Below are 21,672 nucleotides of genomic sequence, written 5' to 3'. Positions count from 1 at the left end.
CACTTCCCGATGTTATGAGGTACAAGAACCCCACCCCCAACCCCCTCCAATATCAAAAGTTTATCCTTTTCTTCCCCCCGCAGCGGGGGGATTGAGGGGGGTGCGAGGAGGGGTCTTAGGATGTACCTCATAAGAGCGGAAACCCCTGTATCATAGATAAAAATGTCTGAATCAGGATATGCAGGATTTCAGGATGATCAGGATCAAAAAAATATAGATAATTAAATCAAATCCGGAACATTCTTAAATCTTGTCAATCCCAATTCAGATCAATTAATTGTTGAGAAAAAAGAATTTTTGGGTTACTGATTCCAACTCTTTAAAACACCTGGTTCTTGCTGAATTGGCAAAACATCTAAAATGTCAGTTTGAGAACAATATTTCATGTCTTCTAAACATTCTAAACGCAATAATCGTTGACCATGACTAGCTTGATTTAGTAGTCCTAATAAGTCATTTTGCCATTGGGAATAAAGAGAGATTGCACTAATCAATTCATCATTACCACTGATTTCCCCCAGAGAAGAATTAGTTTTTTGCCAAATACTATGAGCGATCGCACCAGCACATACTGTATCCTCTAAAGAGTAACTACCCTCCCAACCAGAACCAACAATCCAAACTGTTTCCGGTTGCTTTTCTAAGAGAAACTTCACCACCGCTGCCCGATTAATCAAAGCTGCTGCGAGAACAATGGGAGCTTTTTCTATTCTTTGTAAAGCCCTTGTACCATTGGTGGTACTAATAAATAACCGTCGTCCTGCCACTAAATCTGCTGTACAATCCAAGGGTGAGTTACCTAAGTCAAAACCAGCCACTTTAGCACCACCCCGTTCTCCGGCTCTTAATCGTTTTTCTGGAGGCCATGCTTCACTCACCGTCATAAGTTGATTTAAGTCGCTAAAAACCTGCACAGCTTCACCTCCAGCGGCTAAAACTGTGGCCATTGTACTAGTTGCCCGCAGAACATCAACAGCGATCGCGCATTCTGGTACTGTATCAATGGGGGTCAATTCGGGGGTGTGATATACAAATATCTTCACGTGCTGGCTATACCTACTTTATAATACTGTTGTCATATTCTACCCACTTGATGCCACTAATTGGTAATACTAAATTCTGCCTTTTCAGTAGTAAATAAATACTAATAAATCATGCAAATCCTATTCAGTAAGCTTTTAAGCTTGGTATTACATCTTATAATCGAACCCACATTCTGCACCTCTTAGTCCCTACGGAAAACAAAAACCAGAAATCCCGATACAAACCGGGAATTACCGCTAAGGTACATCAATCTGAATATGTATATGTTTCTTGCCGAATAGGAAAATATAAATGATGGTTGGGTTCTAATTGTTGAAGGATGTCGTAGTATAAAATATACGCTCTTAAAGCCTTTTCTAAATCGGCAATTGGGGAGTTACTAATAAAACTTTTAACTCCTACTGCTATCTTTTGTCCAGTTTTCTCTGCGGCTATGAGTTTTTCTGTACCTAAAATATATAAATCTCTTGCAACCCATTTTAGCACAAGTTTATCTTTGGTAATTTGCCAATTTTCTTTTTCTAGGGCATTTTTAACTTGATGATCATAAATATCTTTCAACATAAATATCTTTCAAGAGAATGTTTTGGTAAGATGAAATTTATACAAATTGATTGACAATAATATTGATTATGGCAAGGTAGATAAAAGTCTCAGAAGGTTCGGGTAATAACCGATAATCTCTGACCAAATGGGGACACCCCTACTTTTGAAACCCTCTACGTTGTCCATAATATATGGTTTTAAATTTGACCTGATTTGTGCCTGGATGATAAATAGTGTAAGTAGCTTCTCCTGGGGTTCGTCCCACATTTCCTACCCCAACTACTTGACGGGAACTGGTGGTGACTATTTCTGGGGAAAATTGACTATCTAGAGTGGTAATTTTACTGTTGATAGAACCCCCTTGTAATTTGTATTGGAAGGTTAAACCAGAACGACCGCAAAAGAGGTTATTCGCTTGCATTCGTGATAGTCTATCTAACATTTGTATAGGAGGAGTTTGGGGATTAAGTTCTTCACTCACACCCACGGTTGAACCATGTATTAATAAACAATCTAACTCAAAAAAACCAAAATCGAGCGATCGCAACCATTGTACTGTTTGATGAGAAACACAATCCCACAATCTTTGTACAGTCTCACCTCCATATTTTGCTATCAATTCTGGTGCGTCTGCGGTTGGTCCTAAACCATGTAAAATTAAACATTGTTCTTCCCACCATCCTTTACAAATCATCGGTGCTAATTCACCCCGTCGCTGTGATTTGACTCTTTGTACCAACTCTTCAGATTCCTGTCTTGGACCGACTAAATCACCGATAATGTATAATGCCTCTATATAACGGCTTTGACGTTTAATATCAGCCATTACAGCCTCATAGGCCGACAAATTTCCCTCAATTCCACTCAAAATCGCCCACATAATCAATTTTAGATTTGAGATTAGTTATTTTATCTGGTACAAACATGAGTTGGATCATCTGCGCGTTCTGCATATTCTAAGCCATGAGCCAAGCGCCAAGCAAAAATTTCTGGTAATCCTTTTTGGATAATTGCTGCACAGGTTTTTTGATAATCATAAGTAACTTCTCGTAAAGTCACCGCTTGATTATCCGTTTCGTAAATTACATAAGTTGCATTTGGTCGTCCATGACGTGGTTCTCCCACAGAACCTACATTAACAATCTTTTTCAGAGGAGATAAAAAATTTATTTTACGTGATTCTCCTTGAGCGTCAACTTCGATTTGTAACTCACCAGCATTCAGATCACGAGCATAGGGAACGTGAGTATGTCCACAAAATAGCACATCCGCACCTGTAGAAAGTACCCGTTCTAAAGCCACAAAAGCATCAAGTTCTGGTAATAAATATTCATGGTTACTATGGGGACTACCGTGAACAAAGGCCAAATTTTGCCATTCTAGACTATAGGGTAAATTAGCTAAAAATTCCCGATTTTCTGGGTTAATTTCCTGATTTGTCCACTGGTGAGCTTTAATTCCTCTTTTTTCTGCCAATACTGAAGGATAACTACAATCACAAGCGTTTAATCCCTCTACAACATCTTCATCCCAACAACCAGCGCAGGTAGGAATATCTAAAGAGCGAATTTGATCAATTACAGCATTTGGGTAGGGTCCATATCCCACTAAATCACCAACACAAAAGATTTTTTCGGCTTTTTGCTGGTCAATATCTAACAGTACAGCATCTAAAGCTTCATAATTACCATGAATACATGACATAACGGCTATTTTCATACTTGTTGACCTTCTAGTAAAATTTGTTGTACCTGTTGTTGATATTGAAAAATTAATGATTCAGATAAAAAGCAATCTAATAATGTTTCTTTTAAGGCTGTTTCAGCTAGATTTTTTCCTACTATTTCTATCCCACTAAATCGTTGAGGTCTTCCTTGTAAATGTCGTGGTAAATCTAATTCTAAAAAGTCTATTTGGGGAACACCAGAAACAAAATCACAGTAAAGGGAACGTCCGTCATTAACATCAAAAATTGCCTTAGCGCGAGTAACAATACCATAAGCACCATGAGTTATTTCATACCAAAATTCCTCTAAACTATTTTCATCTATAACCTGACCTGTAGTTTCTACTCGCCACAGATTTTCTATAATTATACTTGGAACTGGCGCACCATATATAATTTCCTTTGTCCAATGATCATATTCAGAGTTTTTCAAATCGGGAGGGATAATTGCCACGGCGCGGTAATTTAAATTACCCAATATTTGTGATATAGCCTTTAACTCTAGATAAGAACCTAATTCGATATAAACACTATCTGCGGTAGGGATATGATCAATAAATTCAACTTCTTGACCGTCACTAAATATTTTTAAATCAGGAAAATCAGTAGCCATTTTAGTTTTATCAATGGGAATATTACCCGTTCCCAAACTAAAATAAATTACTTTTTCAGAAGATATAATCTCTCGAATCTGTTGACAAATCCAGGTAGTTTTGCCAGATCCAAATAATCCAGCCACAACAGTAATCATGGGCGTATTCATGGGTAAACTAATAGTAAAAATTATGTATAGGTTGACAAAATTTCCACAGAATTAAAAAAACAACTTCTTGCTCCAGTATGACAGGCTTGATCACCAACTTGGTCAATCTTAACAAGAATTGTATCACCATCACAGTCATAAAAAAGCTCCTTTAGCTTTTGAATATGTCCAGATGTTGCTCCTTTATGCCATAATTGGGAACGAGAACGACTCCAATAATGAACTTCACCGGTAGCTAGGGTTTTGACAATTGATTCTGCATTCATCCAAGCCATCATTAAAACAGTACCATCATAGTAATCTTGAGCTATGGCCGGAATTAAACCCTGCTCATTAAATTTCAAATTTTCAATCATTTCAGTAGTATTTGCTAAATCGAATTTTATCTTAATCATTTATCTCTCATTATCTGCGTTTATCTGCGGTCAAATATTTTTCTTTTTACCTCTAATAAATTCAGGATTGATAATTCATAATGTAGAGACAGATATATCTTATCTCTACATAATATCAACCAAATTTATCTCAAAAAAGGCCTTTAGTAAAAGTTAGGATTGTGTCGAATCAAATTCATAAATTCTTCACGAGTAGATGAGTCTTCAGAAAACACACCACGCATGGCGCTGGTAACAGTCCAAGAACCTGGTTTTTGTACTCCTCTCATCACCATACACATATGAGTTGCTTCAATGACCACTGCAACCCCTTTAGGTTTGAGTAAACCTTGCACTGCATCAGCAATTTGTAAAGTCAACCGTTCTTGTACTTGTAAACGTCGAGCATACATTTCACAAATGCGAGCAATTTTTGATAAACCAATGACTTTACCATTAGGAATATAAGCGACATGAGCGCGACCAATAATCGGTAATATGTGGTGTTCACAGGAGCTAAAAAGATCAATATCCCGGACTAAAACCATTTCATTAGCATCTTCGGTGAAAACTGCTCCATTTAATAGTTCATCCAAAGATTGATGATATCCATTCGTCAGAAACTTTAAAGCTTTAACAACTCTTTTGGGAGTATCTTTTAACCCTTCTCTATCAGGATTTTCTCCTAATCCAATCAACAAAGTGCGTACAGCTTGTCTCATATCAGCTTCTGTTACAGTTGGTAATTCTTGCCGATATAAGGATGAAATTTCAGCGGTAGAATTTAGCTCTGGACGAATAGATAAAGTCATTTTTTTAGGTTAATGGGGATGATTTATGGGCAAAGTTAATAGTTTGATTTATAAACTATATCTATAAATAGCTATTAACTAAATTTGATTTGATGAATTTGAGAATTAATCAAGACTGTTAAACTAACTATAACAAACATTCGTTAAGTTTTGCATGAATCTCACTAGCTTCCAATTTTCTACCAATAAAAACTACCTGATTTTTAGGTTGATTAGGCCATTCGTCAGCGTGCAAAGTGTAACGAGGTCCACTGAGTTGAAAGATATGACGCAACTCACTATCACTAAACCATAAAATTCCTTTAGCACGAAATACGTTCTGAGGTATTTCTTCAGTCAAAAAATGCTCAAATTTATGGACATCAAATGGTTTATTACTTTGGAAAGAAATTGAAACAAACCCATCATTATCTAAATGATCGGAGTGATGATGATGATGTTCATGTTTATGGTCATGTTCATGTTTATGGTCATGGTCATGTTTATGTTCATGTTCATGTTTATGGTCATGTTTATGACGATCTTCATCATCAATGACAATATACTTATTTATTGGTGTTAAACTCACATCTAAGATCAATGGTAAAGCAACTTCACCATATTGAGTATGCAAAATTTTCGCTCCCCTTTTGACATCATGGATAAAATCTTCTAATTCTTGTATTTTTTCTGGCTTCACAAGGTCTATTTTATTGAGGAGAATAATATCTCCATAGGTAATCTGTCTTAAAGCTGCTTCACTATCGAAATGTTTTTCATCAAAGGCTTCAGCATCTACCACTGTAATAATTGAATCTAGGTTAGTTAAATCCCTCAATTCTGTTCCCAGAAAAGTTAAAATGATTGGTAAAGGATCAGCAACACCTGTAGTTTCAATAACTAGATAATCAATGCAATCTTCTCTTTCTAGAACTCGATAAACCGCATCAACTAAACCATCATTAATTGTACAACATATACAGCCATTACTAAGTTCCATCATAGCTTCATCTACAGAAATTAGTAATTGACTATCAATGTTAATATCACCAAACTCATTGACGAGGACAGCGACTTTTAAATCTTGTTTGTTTTGAAGAATCTGATTTAAAAGCGTAGTTTTACCACTTCCTAAAAACCCTGTAATTATAGTTATTGGCATTCCGCGTTTGGGTATTTCAGGAATTGTATTTGTTGTGTTTAGAGTGATTGTATTCATGTCAAAAGTTTTTTACCTTCTGTATCTTAGTTAATCAGATAATGCTAACTGTTTTAATGCTGACTTTGTACTGTTTGGAGATAAGAAACAATTTCATTGAAACTCATCACCCCTAAATCTCCATTCTGTCTGGTTCTGACACTCAAAGTTTGGTTTTTGACCTCCTGCTTACCAATAACAATAACAACAGGAATTTTTTCTAATTCCGCTACCCGAATTTGCTTACCCAAACGCTCACCACTGCTATCTAATTCTACCCGAAAGCCATTTTTTTTGAGATTGTTGGCAACTGATTTTGCATATTCTCGGAAATCATCACTTACAGGCAACAATCGCACTTGTACTGGTGCTAACCATAAAGGAAAATCACCTGCATAATTCTCGATTAAAATACCAAAAAAGCGTTCTAAAGATCCAAAAATAGCCCGATGAATCATGATTGGTCTTTGACGACTACCATCATTGGCAATATATTCCATGTCAAATCTTTCTGGCAAATTAAAATCTACCTGAATAGTTGAACACTGCCACATACGACCAATAGCATCTTGAATTTTAATATCTATTTTCGGTCCATAGAAAGCCCCACCACCAGCGTCTACAGTATAATTCCAACCTTTAGTATTTAAAGCTTGTTCTAGGGCTGTGGTAGCTAATTCCCATACATGATCAGTTCCTACAAACTTATGGGGACGGGTAGAAAGATTGACCTCATATTGTTTAAAACCAAAGTCTGATAAAATCCGTTCTGTGAGTTCTAAAACTCCTAAAATTTCATCAGCAATTTGGTCAGGTAAACAAAAAATATGAGCGTCATCTTGAGTAAATCCCCTCACTCTCATTAACCCATGTAGTGACCCAGACCGTTCATAACGATAAACTGTCCCTAATTCTGCCCATCTTAATGGTAATTCTCGATAGGAATGGAGTTTATTTTTATAGGTGAGAACATGAAAAGGGCAATTCATGGGCTTAATCTGATAAGCCTGATTTTCCACATCTATGGAGTCAAACATACTTTCTTGATAAAAGTCAAAATGACCCGATGTTTTCCATAAATCAAGATTGGCTATATGAGGTGTATACAGTAGTTCATAACCAGATTTAAGATGAGCTTTACGCCAATAATCTTCAATTATATAGCGCGTAGTTGCCCCTTTGGGATGCCAAAATACTAAACCACCACCCGCTGCTTCTTGAATACTAAATAAGTTGAGTTCCTGACCCAATTTTCTATGATCTCGAAGCAAAGCTGCTTCTGTTTGTTGGATAAAAGCCTCTAATTCTACTTTTGTTTGCCAAGCTGTACCATAAATTCGTTGTAGCTGAGGTTTAGTTTGATCACCTTGCCAATAAGCACCAGCCACATTTAACAGTTTAAAAGCATCAGCATCAATTTCACCAGTAAAATCAATATGTGGACCGGCACATAAGTCCCACCAATATTGATCCCCTAATTGAATTTCTGTGGCAAATAATGAAGCTTCTGAATTACCAGTTTCAGGAGTACCAATCAAGTAGCGGGTAATAATTTCTGATGCGGGTATATGTTCTAATATCTCTAGCTTGTAGGGTTCATTTAACTCCACAATCTCACCACGAATTTCTGCTCTTTCTACCTCTTCACGGATAATCGGTAAATTCGCTTTTATGATCCCTTTCATCTCGATTTCAATTTTTCCTAAGTCATCAGGGGTGATACTAACTGGACAATCAAAATCATAGTAAAATCCAGTGTCTGTGACAGGACCAATTGCTATCTTAGTGCCTGGAAATATCCGTTGTACGGACATGGCCATGATATGGGCGCAGGTGTGACGAATTCGTGTAAGTTTATCAGAGTTATGCGCTTTTAAACTATTTTGAGACTGGCTTAATAAACTGACCATAGCTAACAAAAATGATAACCGTTATCAAGTTAACACAAAAAAAGTCAGAATGTAAATGATTTTGTCATTTATTTGCCAAAAAATCTTTGCCACTTCCTGAACAGAACCTTAACTCAACATCAAAGCCACTTCTTTGGCAAAATAAGTTAAAATTAAATCAGCACCAGCCCGCTTCATACTGGTTAAAGTCTCTAAAATCACCTTTTTCTCATCAACCCAACCCTTTTGAGCAGCCGCTTTAATCATTGCATATTCACCACTAACATTATAAGCTGCAACTGGTAAATTTGTGGCTAATTTTACTTGACATATAATGTCTAAATAGGCCAAAGCTGGTTTCACCATAATAATATCCGCACCCTCAGCAATATCAAGTTTAACTTCTTTTAAAGCCTCTTTAGCGTTAGCCAGGTCCATTTGATAGGTTTTTTTGTCACCAAATTTGGGCGCGGAATCTAAAGCATCTCGAAATGGTCCATAATAGGCAGAAGCATATTTAGCCGAGTATGCTAAAATCCCCACATTTATATAACCTTCAGCGTCTAAAGCTTGACGAATTGCGCCAATTCTACCATCCATCATATCAGAAGGAGCAACAAAATCAGTTCCTGCTTCTGCTTGAGAAAGTGCCATTTTCACCAAAACTTCTATAGTGGGGTCATTGAGAATAATTCCATTTTCATCCACTAAACCATCATGACCATGGGTAGTAAAAGGGTCAAGAGCGACATCAGTAATGACAATTATTTCCGGGACTAGCTTTTTAATAGCTTTAACCGTTTCCTGTACCAATCCCTGCTGGTTGTAACTTTCCGAACCTGTTTCATCTTTATCTTCCTCTGGAATTACCGGGAAAATTGCTACAGCATTAATTCCCAATTGTGACACTTCGGCAATTTCTTTCAGGAGTAAATCGAGAGAAAAACGATAACAACCGGGCATAGAAGATATCTCTACCTTTTCCCCTTCCCCCTCCATGACAAACACGGGATAGATCAGATCATCCACAGTTAAAATTGTTTCCCGTACCATGCTCCGTAGAGTTTCAGTACGACGCAGACGGCGGGGACGTTTAAGCAAGCTTTGAGACGACATAGAAGATTCACCAAAATGATAATCATTATTATAAATCATCTCTTTTAAATCCCCACCACCAATTTTATTTATTTTAATTTTCCTCCGTGTTTGCAGCGAATTTGCGCGAAACAAAAACCAGAAATCCCGATAAAAATCGGGAATTACCACTAAGGAACATCAATAGGAATCAAACCATTTTCCGGCACATAACTAGAAAAACAACCATCATCAGATAACACCAAAATTAACCGTAGAGGATAATCTGGAGGAACTTGCAAATCAGCCCAAGGTATTGCTATTTCTAGACAAGAATCTAAAGCAACTTGAGCGCGAGTAGCACGGGGATACCATAAATGATTGTCTCCTGCTGCTCTAAATTGCACGGACTGACTCAGTAAATTAACTTCTAAATGATGGTGAAATAGATAATTCAAGGGTGCTGTATCTGGTACTTCAGCTATAGGTATAGAACTATTCACCATTGTCCGCTCAGGATAATACCAGAATAGGTGTAAATCCGGTGGTATGTCCCGACCGGGAACAGCACCAGTTTTAAAATCTACCCGCACGTAAAAGTTTAAATGGTCTACACCATACCAAAGACGCTGAACAGTGCTACTACTGTGCATTGTTCCCCTTGCACCACCCACTTCTATCCGTCCGGCTCTATCCCAATCTTGCTCATCACCTTTACCATCTATGTTAGGATGGATAAATCCCTCTGGTTTGTGGTCTAAACGGGCTGCATGGATTTCTAGGGGACTGTGGAGATAGGGTGGTATAGGTTCATTTAAGGCTGTGTAAATACCGTGCAGATGTTCCCGAAATAATTGGTCAAAAATGGCATCTTGGTTAGAAGAATGGCCTTCTCCAAACCACCAAAACCAATCTGAACCTTCAGCAGCATATAAGGCTTCCCAGGCTGCGGGGTTGTTCTCTTCTGTAGCTTCCGGGTGATTTGCTAATACTTGTCTAGCTGCGGTGAGATAGTCCCAAGCGCGGTTTTTAACTGGGTCTCCTATCCATGTGGTAAAATTGCCATCTACCCAAGAACCACTATGGAGTTGTTCACTTTTTATGGTTGCGGTGGGAGGGAACTGGTCAATAAATTCCGAAACAGTGACAAGTTTGATGTGGGGTTCATGACTCAAACTTTCGTATAGTGTTTCTAGGAAGTCTTTACCGTCATGGGGATAAAATTCCCAACAATTTTCCCCGTCTAGGGCAATTGTAACTAACCAAGGTTGATCATCATCACTTTCTTTTTGTTGTTTAGCGATCGCTTGCAAATGTCCAATTAAATCCGCTGCTGCTTTCTTTGCCGGCATAGATCCATAGGTAAAACCAATTAAATCCGATAACCTATGATCACGAAAGACTATAGATACATCCCCAGCGGCGGTTTGCAGACGATAGGGACGATAAAGCAGTTTTGGTTTTTGCACATTTCCCACAGCGTCTCGATGAAAAAAGTGTTTTAATGACCAGCCTAAAACCGCTTCATCTGAGCAAATCCATTTAAAACCTTGTTTAATAATATACGGTAAAATTTCTGGACTAACGGACTGTTCCGAAGGCCACAAACCTCTAGGATCTTGTCCAAACCTATCTATATATAAATCCCAGGATTTTTGTAAATGTCGAGGAATATCTTCTACCCACTGAAACCTCTGTTTAGGTAATGTCATCTGCGGTACTGCTACCCGTCCAGCGTTAGTATCAGCTAATAACGGTAGAATTGGGTGAGTATAGGGAGTCGTGGTAACTTCTAGTTGACCACTTTTCTGCATTTTCCGATGTTGGGGAATAATTTGACTAAGAATTTGCCGCTGTTTGGAATAAATGCGCTGGCGATCGCCTAAACTAAAATTACGTCCTTGTTCTAACCAAGCAGCAATTTCCGGGTCATGCCAAAACAAAGGATCAATCCAAGCCAAATTATGCCAAGCTAATAAATCGCCATAATCTGACAATTTCCAGTTTGCTAAACACCATTGCTGTCCCTGTTCCTGTCTTTGATAATATAATTCGGCATAACGAGGATGGGGATCAATCAAAGTATGATGGTTAGCATCAAAGAAATGTTGAATAATAAACTCTTTTTGTTCACGGGTCAACTGTTCCACAGCAGTCAAACTAGCAGTTAAATAGGGGTCAAAAGCCGTACCCGCAACATAATCTTCCAGTTGTAATATTAACGAAGGTACTAAATTTACCGTTTGGTGCAACTTAGGATACTTTTCTAACAATAATACTAAATCCAAATAATCCTTAGTGCCATGTAACCGGACCCAAGGCAAGCGATACTGTTGACTAGTCACCAGAGAACTGCCATTTTCAGGAGACTTGTACAACGGTTGATGTTGGTGCCAGATAAATGCAACGTGCAGAGGATGAGACATAGTGTTGAAAATAGGGAATAGGGAATAGGGAATAGGGAATAGGGAACAGGGAACAGGGAACAGGGAACAGGGAACAGGGAATAGAGAACAGGGATATCTTACCCATTACCCATTACCCATTACCCATTACCCATTACCCATTACCAGTAATTTAGATAACTTGTTCTACTTCAGATATCTCAGGAATCATTTCCTTGAGACGACGTTCAATACCCATTCTCAAAGTCATAGTCGAACTAGGACAAGAACCACAAGCACCCTGTAACCGGAGTTTAACAATTGGTCCATCTAATTCGACAACTTCCACGTTACCACCATCAGAAATGAGATAAGGGCGCATTTCATCTAGTACGGTTTCTACATTTTCTAGCGTTAATTGCATTGTTCCTGTCCTACTTCTTGATAAATTGGTAATTATCCGAGTTGCTAATGATCTAGTTTAGGCTGGGAATGGATAATTGGTCAGTTGTCAGTTGTCAGTTGTTATATTTTTCTCCCCTACTCCTTGCCTGTTCCCTATTCTAGTAGCTGAATATGAGAATAAACAAACTCAGTAATTGATTGGGGAATTTCAGTTTTCCCATCTTCATACTCTGCCACTACCTGCTTTGTCGAAATATAATAATCACTAAGCTTTTGATATGTATCCGTAAACTTGAGAATGCTATTAACATCACCTGTTTGGGAATTACGAAAAACCACATGATATGAAAGAGGAAGATAACCGGAGTCTGTATCTAGAAATTCCTCATAATTCATCTCCAAAGCCATACGACCCATAACCCGAACTTCTTGATATATTTTTTGGTTACGGATTTGATAGTGAGAATCAGTATTCCCACCCTTGACAAAAACCTTTACACCACCATCTGCTACCGATTCACCTAAAATAAACTCATGTTGACCATAGGAATCTAAAAAACTGGTTTTTTGACAGCGGGTAACTACTTCCTGTAACTGAATATCAATTCCTGCTGCTATTTGTTTATCTGCGACTTCTGTAACTTGTATATTCAGGCTGGGGTCAATCTGCATCTTACCAGTATAAACCTCACCTTCCTGTAGCAGTTGCACATTGGCAGCATAACCAGGAAAATTCTCATCCCAAGTGTAACGACTTTCATAAGCAGTTTGAAATAAAGTTTCTGCCGTTGACTGACTTGCCATATCCCCACTTTGACTGCGCTTTTATAGCTTTTATAATAGTTTAATTCAAAGTTGACAATTCCTACGCAAAATATATTTGTATTTTTACATGGGAAGTAATAATTTCGACTTTTGTACAGCAATACCGCCCAATTTCGACCCCATAGTAACACAAACTAGGATCATGTCAATCATATTTTGATAACTTTGGCGATACAGAGGTTTTCACTCTTATAAGGTACAGTAGCATAAATTCCAAAACTAATTACTTAAATAGGGCTTGCTGAAAAATTTGTCTGTGAGGGTAGGGAAATCTCAACAGTCAACAGTTATTAATAAACGAAACAGTTTTAGTTTTATTCAGCCAGCCCTAAATATTGATGATTAACCAATTGCACCTGGTCAGGCCGGGAAGTGCTGTATTTTAATAAGTAAGAAACATGAGCCAACAAATATCTTGTACATAAGATCAATCACACTTAGAGTGGGTTGTTGTACAACTCTTATTGTTGAGTTTATTGTTGAGTTTTAACCTAACGGGACTGACGGGGCTCGAACCCGCAACTTCCGCCGTGACAGGGCGGTGCTCTAACCAATTGAACTACAGTCCCTCGACTTGCACTTCAATCATTATGCCTGTTCTTTTTGTAATTGTCAAGTAGTTCTGGAAATTTTTTTTGAAGTTCCTTTTTAGTAGGTAGGGAATAGGGAATAGGGAATGTAGGTTAGAAAATTTAGCAGGTTTAGTGGATAGACGGGTGAAAATTAATTAGGGCTTGCTGAAGAATTTATCTATGAGTATAGGTGACAAGGTGACAGGTTAAATCACCCTTGGTGACGCTCGGACGCTGGGAGAGAAAAATTCATCTCACACAAATCAGCCAAGTTACAAACATCACAACCAGGAGAACGGGCTTTACAGACAGCCCGTCCATGATAAATTAATCTAATCGACCAATTTTCCCAGTCTGGTTGGGGTAATAACTGCATTAGATCTTTTTCAATTCCCACCGGTTCAGTATTTTTTGTCAACCCTAAACGTTGACTCAAGCGCTTAACATGAGTATCTACCGTCACTCCAGCATTAATACCATAAGCATGAGCTAAAACCACATTTGCGGTTTTGCGTGCTACTCCCGGAAGCTTTAATAATTGCTCCATTTGATTAGGAACAATAGAGTTAAAATCATTGACAATCATCTGACAAGCAGCCTTGATATTTTTAGCTTTGTTACGATAAAAACCCGTTGAACGAACTAACTCCTCTAATTCTAATATATCAGCATTTGCTAAACCTTTCGCATCAGGAAATCGTTTGAATAATTCAGGCGTAACCTTGTTTACACGGTCATCTGTACATTGAGCGGAAAGAATAGTTGCTACTAATAATTGTACAGGTGTTGAGTAATTTAAAGAGCAAGTTGCATCTGGATAAAGATAGTGAAGACGGGAGAGAATTTCTAAAGCCCGCTGTTTTTTAGTTAATGATTTACGAGTCAATCAATTTTCAATTTTGAGTGGTTAGTTATCATACCAATTTTATGTGAGGCTGCACAAAAAAATAATCATCCGTATTTATCTGCGGTGAATTATTATTAAATCCTAATCCTTGCAGCTTCATCATAATTTGGTATTAGCAGTCAGGTGATCATCCGAGCATATTTACTGTAACAATTTTTGAATCCATTCTAACTGGGTTGTTTCTTTGACAATTAAGAAAATACCCAATCCTAAAAGGAAGAATAAACCAGTTTGCATGACACCTTCTTGAATTTTGCTAGGTAAAGGCTTACCAAATAAACCTTCAATTAATAAAAAGGCTAATTGTCCACCATCTAAAGCGGGAAGAGGCAAAATATTAATAATTGCCAAGTTAATGCTAATAATTGCGGCAAAAGAGAATAAATTTGTGCTATCACTAGCGGCTAATTGTGCGCCAATTTGGACAATTTTCACGGGTCCTGAAACTTGCCCGACAGTCTTGCCAAAATTAGTAATTAACTGTCGAAAACCTTGAAATGTGCCTACAACTAACTGTTGAAAACGATTAGCAGCAACTTTTAAAATTTCGGTAATATTTTGAGGACGACGATAGTTTGCTTTACCATTGGCTACTAATTCAATTCCGACGACACCTTTACCGTCAGCACCTTGTTTAGGTGTGATTTTCAGGTAATTTTGTTGATTTTCATGTTGAATTTTCAGGTCAATTTCTTGATTGGGATGGGTTTGAATTTCCTTTGTTAATAATGTGGTTGCGTCTTTACCTAAAGGAATTTCTTGACCATTCACAGCCAGAATAATGTCTCCTTCTCGAATCCCTGCTTGGTAAGCAATAGATTGTTCATTTACGGGTTTGACAACTACACCTGGTTGATACTGAAATTCTTGAGGTATACCAACGATTCCCAATTGCAAAGCTAACATTAAATAAGCAAAGATTAAATTAGCGATTACACCCGCACTAATGACAATGGCACGGTCTAAAACAGGGCGGTTACGCAGCAGATTCGGGTCATTGGGGGGAATTTGGCTATCGGGATCATCATCAGGAAAGCCAACAAAGCCACCCAAAGGGAAAGCGCGGATGGTATATTCCGTTTGTGATCCTTGGTACTTTAAAAGCGTCGGCCCAAAACCCAGAGAAAAGCGGTTAACGTAAATGCCTTGAGAACGGGCGGCTATGAAATGTCCTAACTCATGTACTAAGATCAAAATAGCCAAAACTGCGATCGCTGCTAAAACTGACATAGAGCTTAATCAAAATATTCGGATATATATTCTAATTGTAGTTTGGGAATGGTCAGACAGACACCATTTTGAGTAACTTTAGCTAAAGTATTGTTTATGGAACAGAATATTATAGGCCTGATGTGAGTTAAGAGATTGGATGTTGTTCAAAAGTAAGAACATCAATATCTGACTAGATTTTTGTTGTTTAAACCTAATACTGAGAATTTACCATATATAGCGGTTCTTGGTTGAGTTCAGTACAGGAACCCCACCCCAACCCCTTCTCCCTTGGGGGAGGGGGCTAGGATGTACATCATTAGATTAAGAAGTGCTATAGACTGCCATTTTAATTTTTAATATTTTTATTTCTGGGATTTAGTATTGCGATCGCTACCCAAATTTCGCTACAATGTCAAGGCTGTGGGTATGTTCAAAGTCGCTGAGAATCAAGCTACAATCTTGTCAGCCACACTGATGACATCCAAATAACTAAGATCTTACAAAGAAAAGCGAAAAACAATGGCGAAACGTGTGCAATTGGTTTTAACAAAAGATGTCAGTAAACTGGGAAAAATCGGCGACTTAGTAGAAGTAGCTCCCGGTTATGCTCGTAACTATCTGATTCCCCAGAGTTTAGCAGATCGGGCGACACCGGGTATTCTCAAACAAGTAGAACGCAAACGGGAAAAAGAACGCCAAAGACAATTAGAACTCAAACAACAAGCAACTGAACAAAAAGCAGCTTTAGAAACAGTTGGTAACTTAAAAATTGCCAAGCAAGTTGGTGAAAATGAGGCTATTTTCGGTACTGTTACTACCCAAGATGTAGCAGATGCTATTTTAAAAGCAGCTAATCTAGAAATAGATCGTCGTGGTATTACCATTCCTGATATTAGCCAATTGGGTACTTATAAAGCGGAAATTAAGCTCTATTCTGAAGTGACAGCAGAAATTAATATTGAAGTCGTCTCTAACTAACGGATTTCGATTTTAGATTTTGGATTTTAGATTTTAGATTTTGGATTTTAGATTTTGGATTTTAGATGGACTCCAGTAATTAGACCGGGGACTTATCAATTTGGGATTTTGGATTTATACCCGCATAAATTTGGCGGACTCAGATTCAGATTTGAATTTTAAATCTTTAATCCAAAATTTTAAATCTTTAATCCAAAATTTTAAATTTTGACTTACAGCTTTTGGTATAGTTCAAGTATAAATGCAAACTATAAAAATCCAATAAACCTAATGGCTGAAGAACTAAGTTTTCAAAGTGATGGTAGTAATCGCCTACCACCGCAAAATATCGAGGCAGAAGAGGAGATTCTAGGGGGTATTTTACTAGATCCTGAAGCAATTGGTCGAGTGAGCGATCGCCTGGTTCCTGAAGCCTTTTATATTAGCGCCCATACAATAATCTATAAGGCCGCTTTGCGTCTTCATACGCAACAAAAACCCACAGATTTGCTTTCTATCACCAATTGGTTAACAGACAATGATCAACTAACAAGAATTGGTGGGAGAAATAAATTAGCCACATTAGTAGACCGCACGGTTTCAGCGGTAAATATTGATGCTTTAGCAGGGTTAGTGATGGAAAAATACCTGCGACGACAATTAATTAAAGCAGGTAATGAAATTGTACATTTGGGTTATGAAACAGAAACAGAATTACCAATTGTTCTAGATCAAGCCGAACAAAAAGTTTTTAATGTCACCCAAGAAAAACCCCAATCAGGACTAGTTCATATTGGTGATACATTAATTAATACTTTCCAAGATATTGAAACTCGTCATCAAGGTATTGCTTTACCAGGAATACCCTGTGGTTTTTATGATTTAGATGGTATGACTAGCGGTTTTCAGCGTTCTGATTTAATTATCGTTGCTGGGAGACCGTCAATGGGGAAAACAGCCTTTTGTCTTAACCTTGCTCATAATATTGCTGCTGGTTATAAACTACCGGTGGCTGTTTTTAGTTTAGAAATGTCCAAGGAACAACTAGTACAAAGACTATTAGCTAGTGAAGCGGGAATTGAAAGCAGTTATTTAAGAAGTGGTCGCATTAGTCAAACTCAATGGGAACCGTTAAGCCGTGCTATTGACAAGCTTTCAGAAACGCCAATGTTTATTGATGATACGGCAAATATTACAGTTACACAAATACGAAGTCAAGCCCGAAGACTGCAAGCAGAACAAAATGGAAATTTAGGATTAATAGTCATTGATTACTTGCAATTAATGGAAGGTGCAGGTGATAATCGTGTGCAAGAATTATCAAGAATTACCCGTTCTTTAAAAGGTTTAGCGAGGGAATTGTCTGTACCGGTTCTTGCTTTATCACAGTTAAGTCGGGGGGTGGAAGCAAGAACTAATAAACGGCCAATGTTATCTGATTTAAGAGAATCGGGATCAATCGAACAAGATGCGGATATAGTAATGATGTTATACCGTGATGAATATTATTCACCAGATACTCCAGATAGAGGAATTGCTGAAGTAATCATAGCTAAACATCGGAATGGACCCACAGGAACAATCAAATTATTATTTGATCCTCAATTTACAAAATTTAAAAATCTAGCGAAACAAAACAGTTGGTAATATGTTAAAAAAATACTTTTTTAGCTTGATATTTCTATTTATCAGTATCCAAATTGGTAGCATTCAGAAAGTAGCTGAAGCACAAACAGTAGTTCCAGAAGTTACTACTAGCAAATCCCTTTGTCCCGCTCAATTATCATCAACAATTAATACTATTATCAATCGGTCTGAATTTAGTCGAGGACGTTGGGGAATTTTAATTAAAACATTATCATCAGACAAGATTCTTTATAGTCAAGATAGCCAGAAATATTTTATTCCCGCTTCTAATATTAAGCTATTTACCACTGCTGTAGCATTACAGAAATTAGGTTCAGATTTTCGGATTCGTACCTCTATTTATGATGATGGTAATGGTATTTTGCGTGTTGTGGGTAGGGGAGATCCGAGTTTTAAAAACCCTCAATTAAGATTATTAACAAAACAACTCTATCAACAGGGAATTAGAGAAATTAATCAGTTAATTGTTGATGATAGTTATTTTCAAGGTGAAGTAGTTCATTCCAGTTGGGAATGGGAGGATATACAGGCTGATTATGGCGCTCCTGTGAATAGTTTAATATTAAATGAGAATGCTTCAGAATTAAGTTTTTTACCCCAAAATATCGGACAACCATTACAACTAAAATGGACTGAACCTACAGAAGCATATCAGTGGAAAATTGAGAATAATACCATTACTACCCAAGCAGATAAACCTAGTTTTGTAGAAATTAACCGCGATTTAAAAGGACAGATTTTGAGGATAAAAGGACAATTAGCGGTAAATTCCCAACCGGAAATTACTGCTATAGCTGTATTTGATCCAATTAGCAATTTTTTAAAACAATTTCGTCATAATTTAATTACAGTAGGAATTACTGTTAAAGAAACTGTAATTAGTAATTTGAATAAAAATGGCAAAGAAATAGCCGCAGTAGAATCTCCACCTTTGTCTGAATTATTAATAGAGACAAATGTAAATAGCAATAACTTGTATGCTGAGGCTTTACTCAGAAGTTTAGCTATCAAAAAACCAAGAGAAATAAATCAAAATACGGCTGATATCGGATTACAAGTCATGAAAGAAACTCTAACTCAATTAGGAGTTGAACCAGAAAGTTATGTAATTGTAGATGGTTCTGGTTTATCTCGGAAGAACTTAACCACTCCCGCAGCTTTAGTACAAGTTTTACAAGCAATTGATAAATCACCTCAAAGAGAAATTTTTCGGGCTTCCTTACCCATTGCAGGTATGACAGGTAGCTTAAAAAATCGCTTGATTAATACTGCTGCTGCGGGAATTGTCCAAGGAAAAACGGGTTCAATGACAGGAGTTTCTGCTCTTTCTGGATATGTAAATTCAGCTAATTATGAACCTTTAGTTTTTAGTATTATGGTGAATCAATCTGAACAACCTAATAAAATTGTGAGAACAGCAATAGATGAAATTGTGGTTTTATTAACCCAATTAAAACGATGTTAAAATAATTTTAAGCAATGCTACCGCGTTTTCTGGCTTCTTTAGAGGAAATACCGACATTTTTAATCCCGGCCTTGATCATTTGTCTTTCTAACAGGGCAAAAAAACGGGTCCTATCACCACCTTTGATTACAGCCTGATTGTGAGCTTCCGCAATAGCCACAGGATAACCGTATCCTTTATTTACCTGTGCCAACATTAACCCTAGTGCTTGATCAAACATAGTTTTATTGGCGACAACCCAAGCAGGGACTTCAATCCGGGCGATTTCTGTACCGACATGGACGTAACAAAAATAAATAATTTGCTCGTCATACAATTCTAAAATTCGTGCATTACTCCGCCATAAAGGTCCTCGTTGTCCAGGTTGAAGTTGGCTAGTCATGATGGTTGTATCGCGCAAAGTATCAAATTTTTTGCAAGGTACGTATTCTAGTTGGTTAGGGCAATGAGTGATACAATCGGGGACGGGATAGGGACAAGCCAAAAACCGTAAAAAGTTAGTAGATTCCGTGCTGCGAGAGGCACTAAGATAACCCATGAGGGGTATTTGAGCTTGTTGAAGTTTTTGCCAAGCTTCTAAAATAGGTGGTAAAATGCGATCGCGGGCATCCATCGGTAACTGATCTAAAAACCAGTATATTAAAGAACCATCAACCATGGCTAAAGTTGGTGCTGCTGTTTTCACACTACAGGCTAGTTCAGCTAATACCGTAGCTTCGGAAGCAGTACGCCGATAACCCATCCATTCTTCCGTTCTAATTCCCCATTGACGGGAGATATATAAATCTTCAGGGCGATAAAATACCTCCGGTAAACTATCGAGAAGGGGGTGAATATTTTGACCATAGTGTAAAACTACCCTGCCGATATTGAGTAAGTAACAATACGCAATTTCATGATGATTAGGGGCGATTTGCGAACCATCAGTAGAAATGACAGTATGAATTTTCGGGGGAACAGGAATAGTAATACAGGTTTCTAAAGGTTCAATTGGTGTAGCATTAGCAAAGAGAATCCGATTGTGCCATTTTTCCTGACGTTCAACTAACTGCTGTTGACACTCTACAGCCTGTTTAAAAAATTGTTGTGCTAATTCTAACCGCTGATGACTTGCGGCCACTTCTGAAGTCAAATGTTGACTGAAACCTTGCATTTGTCCCGATATTTTTGTTAAATCAAGCATATTGGTTGGGTTTATTGGTGTGAATAAGGGAACTCTTAGCTGGGAACAGGGAAGAGGTTTTGGGTAACTTTACTTTTAGTTACTTATGTCGGTTTTTTTCCGTTCACCTACTTACCTCAAATCAGCAACGCCGAAATCCGTTATGATTCCTATAGAATAGATACGATTGACGTAAAAACTAACTATATGCAACCAAATCCTATCCTCCCACAACCCGGACAAGAATCAGTTTGGGATTATCCCCGTCCCGCAATTTTAGAAGATACTAACAAACATCTAAAAGTAATTTTTAATGGGATTGTTTTAGCAGAAACACATAAAGCCAAAAGAGTTTTAGAAACTAGTCATCCTCCTGGTTATTATATTCCTGCTGAAGATATTAAATTAGAATACTTGATAGCAACACCTAGAAAAACTTGGTGTGAATGGAAAGGTTGGTGTCAATATTATGATGTTTCAATGGGAGATAAATATGTAAATAATGCTGCTTGGCGATATATTCAGCCCAGTCCTAATTTTAACTCAATTCAAGAATATTACAGTTTTTATGCCAGTAAAATGGATGGTTGCTATGTGAATAATGAGTTAGTTAAACCTCAAACAGGTGATTTTTACGGAGGATGGATTACTACTGATATTGTTGGACCTTTTAAAGGTGAACCAGGAACTAACTGGTGGTAAATGAAGGACACACATTCTAATTATATAAC

20 protein-coding genes and 1 tRNA gene are annotated in these 21,672 nt (G+C 37.6%); 4 read left to right on the top strand and 17 right to left on the bottom strand.

The features are described from left to right. Window positions 1-302: 302 nt before the first annotated feature. The 16 genes from H6G25_RS16840 to rseP all read right to left on the bottom strand — a co-directional run bounded on the left by H6G25_RS16840 (window position 303) and on the right by rseP (window position 15,728). A complete protein-coding gene (locus H6G25_RS16840; protein WP_190393478.1) occupies window positions 303-1,043 on the bottom strand; it encodes a 2-phosphosulfolactate phosphatase family protein in 741 nt (246 codons plus the stop codon). Window positions 1,044-1,290: 247 nt separating this feature from the next. After that, window positions 1,291-1,608, bottom strand: coding sequence for an element excision factor XisH family protein (locus H6G25_RS16835; RefSeq protein ID WP_190393477.1), 318 nt, complete (start codon window positions 1,606-1,608; stop codon window positions 1,291-1,293). A gap of 139 nt (window positions 1,609-1,747) precedes the next feature. Beyond that, window positions 1,748-2,476 (bottom strand): metallophosphatase, encoded by a 729-nt coding sequence (locus H6G25_RS16830; RefSeq protein ID WP_190393476.1) that lies wholly within the window; start codon window positions 2,474-2,476, stop codon window positions 1,748-1,750. A gap of 23 nt (window positions 2,477-2,499) precedes the next feature. Continuing rightward, complete coding sequence (locus H6G25_RS16825) at window positions 2,500-3,309, bottom strand: metallophosphoesterase family protein (protein ID WP_190393475.1); 810 nt, start codon at window positions 3,307-3,309, stop codon at window positions 2,500-2,502. Continuing rightward, the gene (locus H6G25_RS16820; RefSeq protein WP_190393474.1) at window positions 3,306-4,079 is read right to left on the bottom strand and encodes a GTP-binding protein; all 774 of its coding nucleotides are present in this window, start codon (window positions 4,077-4,079) and stop codon (window positions 3,306-3,308) included. The genes H6G25_RS16825 and H6G25_RS16820 overlap by 4 nt, the downstream gene beginning before the upstream one ends. Window positions 4,080-4,099: 20 nt before the next feature. Continuing rightward, on the bottom strand, window positions 4,100-4,474 hold the full coding sequence (gene hisI / locus H6G25_RS16815) for a phosphoribosyl-AMP cyclohydrolase (protein WP_051289716.1): 375 nt from the start codon (window positions 4,472-4,474) through the stop codon (window positions 4,100-4,102). 143 nt (window positions 4,475-4,617) lie between these two features. Beyond that, a complete protein-coding gene (folE, locus tag H6G25_RS16810) occupies window positions 4,618-5,265 on the bottom strand; it encodes a GTP cyclohydrolase I FolE (RefSeq protein WP_190393473.1) in 648 nt (215 codons plus the stop codon). Window positions 5,266-5,392: 127 nt separating this feature from the next. After that, window positions 5,393-6,463, bottom strand: a complete 1,071-nt coding sequence (locus tag H6G25_RS16805) for a GTP-binding protein (protein ID WP_190393472.1) — start codon at window positions 6,461-6,463, stop codon at window positions 5,393-5,395. Between the two features lie 53 nt (window positions 6,464-6,516). Next, on the bottom strand, window positions 6,517-8,352 hold the full coding sequence (gene thrS, locus H6G25_RS16800; RefSeq protein ID WP_190393471.1) for a threonine--tRNA ligase: 1,836 nt from the start codon (window positions 8,350-8,352) through the stop codon (window positions 6,517-6,519). Between the two features lie 108 nt (window positions 8,353-8,460). Further along, complete coding sequence (hemB, locus tag H6G25_RS16795) at window positions 8,461-9,447, bottom strand: porphobilinogen synthase (protein ID WP_242035003.1); 987 nt, start codon at window positions 9,445-9,447, stop codon at window positions 8,461-8,463. 149 nt (window positions 9,448-9,596) lie between these two features. Continuing rightward, entirely contained in the window at window positions 9,597-11,831 is a 2,235-nt protein-coding gene (locus H6G25_RS16790) for a glycoside hydrolase (RefSeq protein WP_190393469.1), read from the bottom strand. A 151-nt stretch (window positions 11,832-11,982) separates the two neighbouring features. Then, window positions 11,983-12,213, bottom strand: coding sequence for a NifU family protein (locus H6G25_RS16785; protein WP_190393468.1), 231 nt, complete (start codon window positions 12,211-12,213; stop codon window positions 11,983-11,985). Window positions 12,214-12,347: 134 nt separating this feature from the next. Further along, the gene (locus H6G25_RS16780) at window positions 12,348-12,998 is read right to left on the bottom strand and encodes a DUF3386 domain-containing protein (protein WP_190393467.1); all 651 of its coding nucleotides are present in this window, start codon (window positions 12,996-12,998) and stop codon (window positions 12,348-12,350) included. 516 nt (window positions 12,999-13,514) lie between these two features. Further along, a tRNA-Asp gene (locus tag H6G25_RS16775) sits at window positions 13,515-13,588 on the bottom strand. Between the two features lie 214 nt (window positions 13,589-13,802). Continuing rightward, a complete protein-coding gene (gene nth, locus H6G25_RS16770) occupies window positions 13,803-14,477 on the bottom strand; it encodes an endonuclease III (RefSeq protein ID WP_190393466.1) in 675 nt (224 codons plus the stop codon). A gap of 162 nt (window positions 14,478-14,639) precedes the next feature. Then, entirely contained in the window at window positions 14,640-15,728 is a 1,089-nt protein-coding gene (gene rseP / locus H6G25_RS16765; RefSeq protein WP_190393465.1) for an RIP metalloprotease RseP, read from the bottom strand. Window positions 15,729-16,229: 501 nt separating this feature from the next. On the opposite strand from rseP, the gene rplI reads away from it, so the two are divergent. From rplI to dacB, 3 genes are all read left to right on the top strand, one after another. Beyond that, on the top strand, window positions 16,230-16,688 hold the full coding sequence (rplI, locus tag H6G25_RS16760; RefSeq protein ID WP_137908022.1) for a 50S ribosomal protein L9: 459 nt from the start codon (window positions 16,230-16,232) through the stop codon (window positions 16,686-16,688). Window positions 16,689-16,958: 270 nt separating this feature from the next. After that, window positions 16,959-18,314: a replicative DNA helicase gene (gene dnaB / locus H6G25_RS16755; protein ID WP_190393464.1), complete on the top strand. Its 1,356-nt coding sequence runs from the start codon at window positions 16,959-16,961 to the stop codon at window positions 18,312-18,314. A gap of 1 nt (window position 18,315) precedes the next feature. Beyond that, the gene (dacB, locus tag H6G25_RS16750) at window positions 18,316-19,779 is read left to right on the top strand and encodes a D-alanyl-D-alanine carboxypeptidase/D-alanyl-D-alanine-endopeptidase (protein ID WP_190393463.1); all 1,464 of its coding nucleotides are present in this window, start codon (window positions 18,316-18,318) and stop codon (window positions 19,777-19,779) included. Window positions 19,780-19,786: 7 nt separating this feature from the next. On the opposite strand, the gene H6G25_RS16745 is transcribed toward dacB, so the two are convergent. Then, a complete protein-coding gene (locus tag H6G25_RS16745; protein ID WP_190393462.1) occupies window positions 19,787-20,962 on the bottom strand; it encodes a DNA double-strand break repair nuclease NurA in 1,176 nt (391 codons plus the stop codon). Window positions 20,963-21,148: 186 nt separating this feature from the next. Here H6G25_RS16745 and H6G25_RS16740 point away from each other — a divergent pair, with 186 nt between their 5' ends. After that, the gene (locus H6G25_RS16740; protein ID WP_190393461.1) at window positions 21,149-21,643 is read left to right on the top strand and encodes a DUF427 domain-containing protein; all 495 of its coding nucleotides are present in this window, start codon (window positions 21,149-21,151) and stop codon (window positions 21,641-21,643) included. Window positions 21,644-21,672 lie beyond the last annotated feature (29 nt).

The organism is Dolichospermum sp. FACHB-1091 (assembly GCF_014697585.1).
Taxonomy (GTDB): domain Bacteria; phylum Cyanobacteriota; class Cyanobacteriia; order Cyanobacteriales; family Nostocaceae; genus Dolichospermum.
This window is presented reverse-complemented; position numbering and strand designations above follow the sequence as displayed.

Bases quoted from the DNA above. Each gene is read 5' to 3' on its own strand.
- thrS (WP_190393471.1), bottom strand. From the start codon at position 8,352: ATGGTCAGTTTATTAAGCCAGTCTCAAAATAGTTTAAAAGCGCATAAC.
- H6G25_RS16835 (WP_190393477.1), bottom strand. From the start codon at position 1,608: ATGTTGAAAGATATTTATGATCATCAAGTTAAAAATGCCCTAGAAAAA.
- rseP (WP_190393465.1), bottom strand. From the start codon at position 15,728: ATGTCAGTTTTAGCAGCGATCGCAGTTTTGGCTATTTTGATCTTAGTA.
- rplI (WP_137908022.1), top strand. From the start codon at position 16,230: ATGGCGAAACGTGTGCAATTGGTTTTAACAAAAGATGTCAGTAAACTG.
- hisI (WP_051289716.1), bottom strand. From the start codon at position 4,474: ATGATTAAGATAAAATTCGATTTAGCAAATACTACTGAAATGATTGAA.
- H6G25_RS16780 (WP_190393467.1), bottom strand. From the start codon at position 12,998: ATGGCAAGTCAGTCAACGGCAGAAACTTTATTTCAAACTGCTTATGAA.
- H6G25_RS16745 (WP_190393462.1), bottom strand. From the start codon at position 20,962: ATGCTTGATTTAACAAAAATATCGGGACAAATGCAAGGTTTCAGTCAA.
- dnaB (WP_190393464.1), top strand. From the start codon at position 16,959: ATGGCTGAAGAACTAAGTTTTCAAAGTGATGGTAGTAATCGCCTACCA.
- H6G25_RS16740 (WP_190393461.1), top strand. From the start codon at position 21,149: ATGCAACCAAATCCTATCCTCCCACAACCCGGACAAGAATCAGTTTGG.
- H6G25_RS16805 (WP_190393472.1), bottom strand. From the start codon at position 6,463: ATGAATACAATCACTCTAAACACAACAAATACAATTCCTGAAATACCC.
- folE (WP_190393473.1), bottom strand. From the start codon at position 5,265: ATGACTTTATCTATTCGTCCAGAGCTAAATTCTACCGCTGAAATTTCA.
- hemB (WP_242035003.1), bottom strand. From the start codon at position 9,447: ATGTCGTCTCAAAGCTTGCTTAAACGTCCCCGCCGTCTGCGTCGTACT.
- H6G25_RS16785 (WP_190393468.1), bottom strand. From the start codon at position 12,213: ATGCAATTAACGCTAGAAAATGTAGAAACCGTACTAGATGAAATGCGC.
- H6G25_RS16820 (WP_190393474.1), bottom strand. From the start codon at position 4,079: ATGAATACGCCCATGATTACTGTTGTGGCTGGATTATTTGGATCTGGC.
- H6G25_RS16825 (WP_190393475.1), bottom strand. From the start codon at position 3,309: ATGAAAATAGCCGTTATGTCATGTATTCATGGTAATTATGAAGCTTTA.
- H6G25_RS16790 (WP_190393469.1), bottom strand. From the start codon at position 11,831: ATGTCTCATCCTCTGCACGTTGCATTTATCTGGCACCAACATCAACCG.
- dacB (WP_190393463.1), top strand. From the start codon at position 18,316: ATGTTAAAAAAATACTTTTTTAGCTTGATATTTCTATTTATCAGTATC.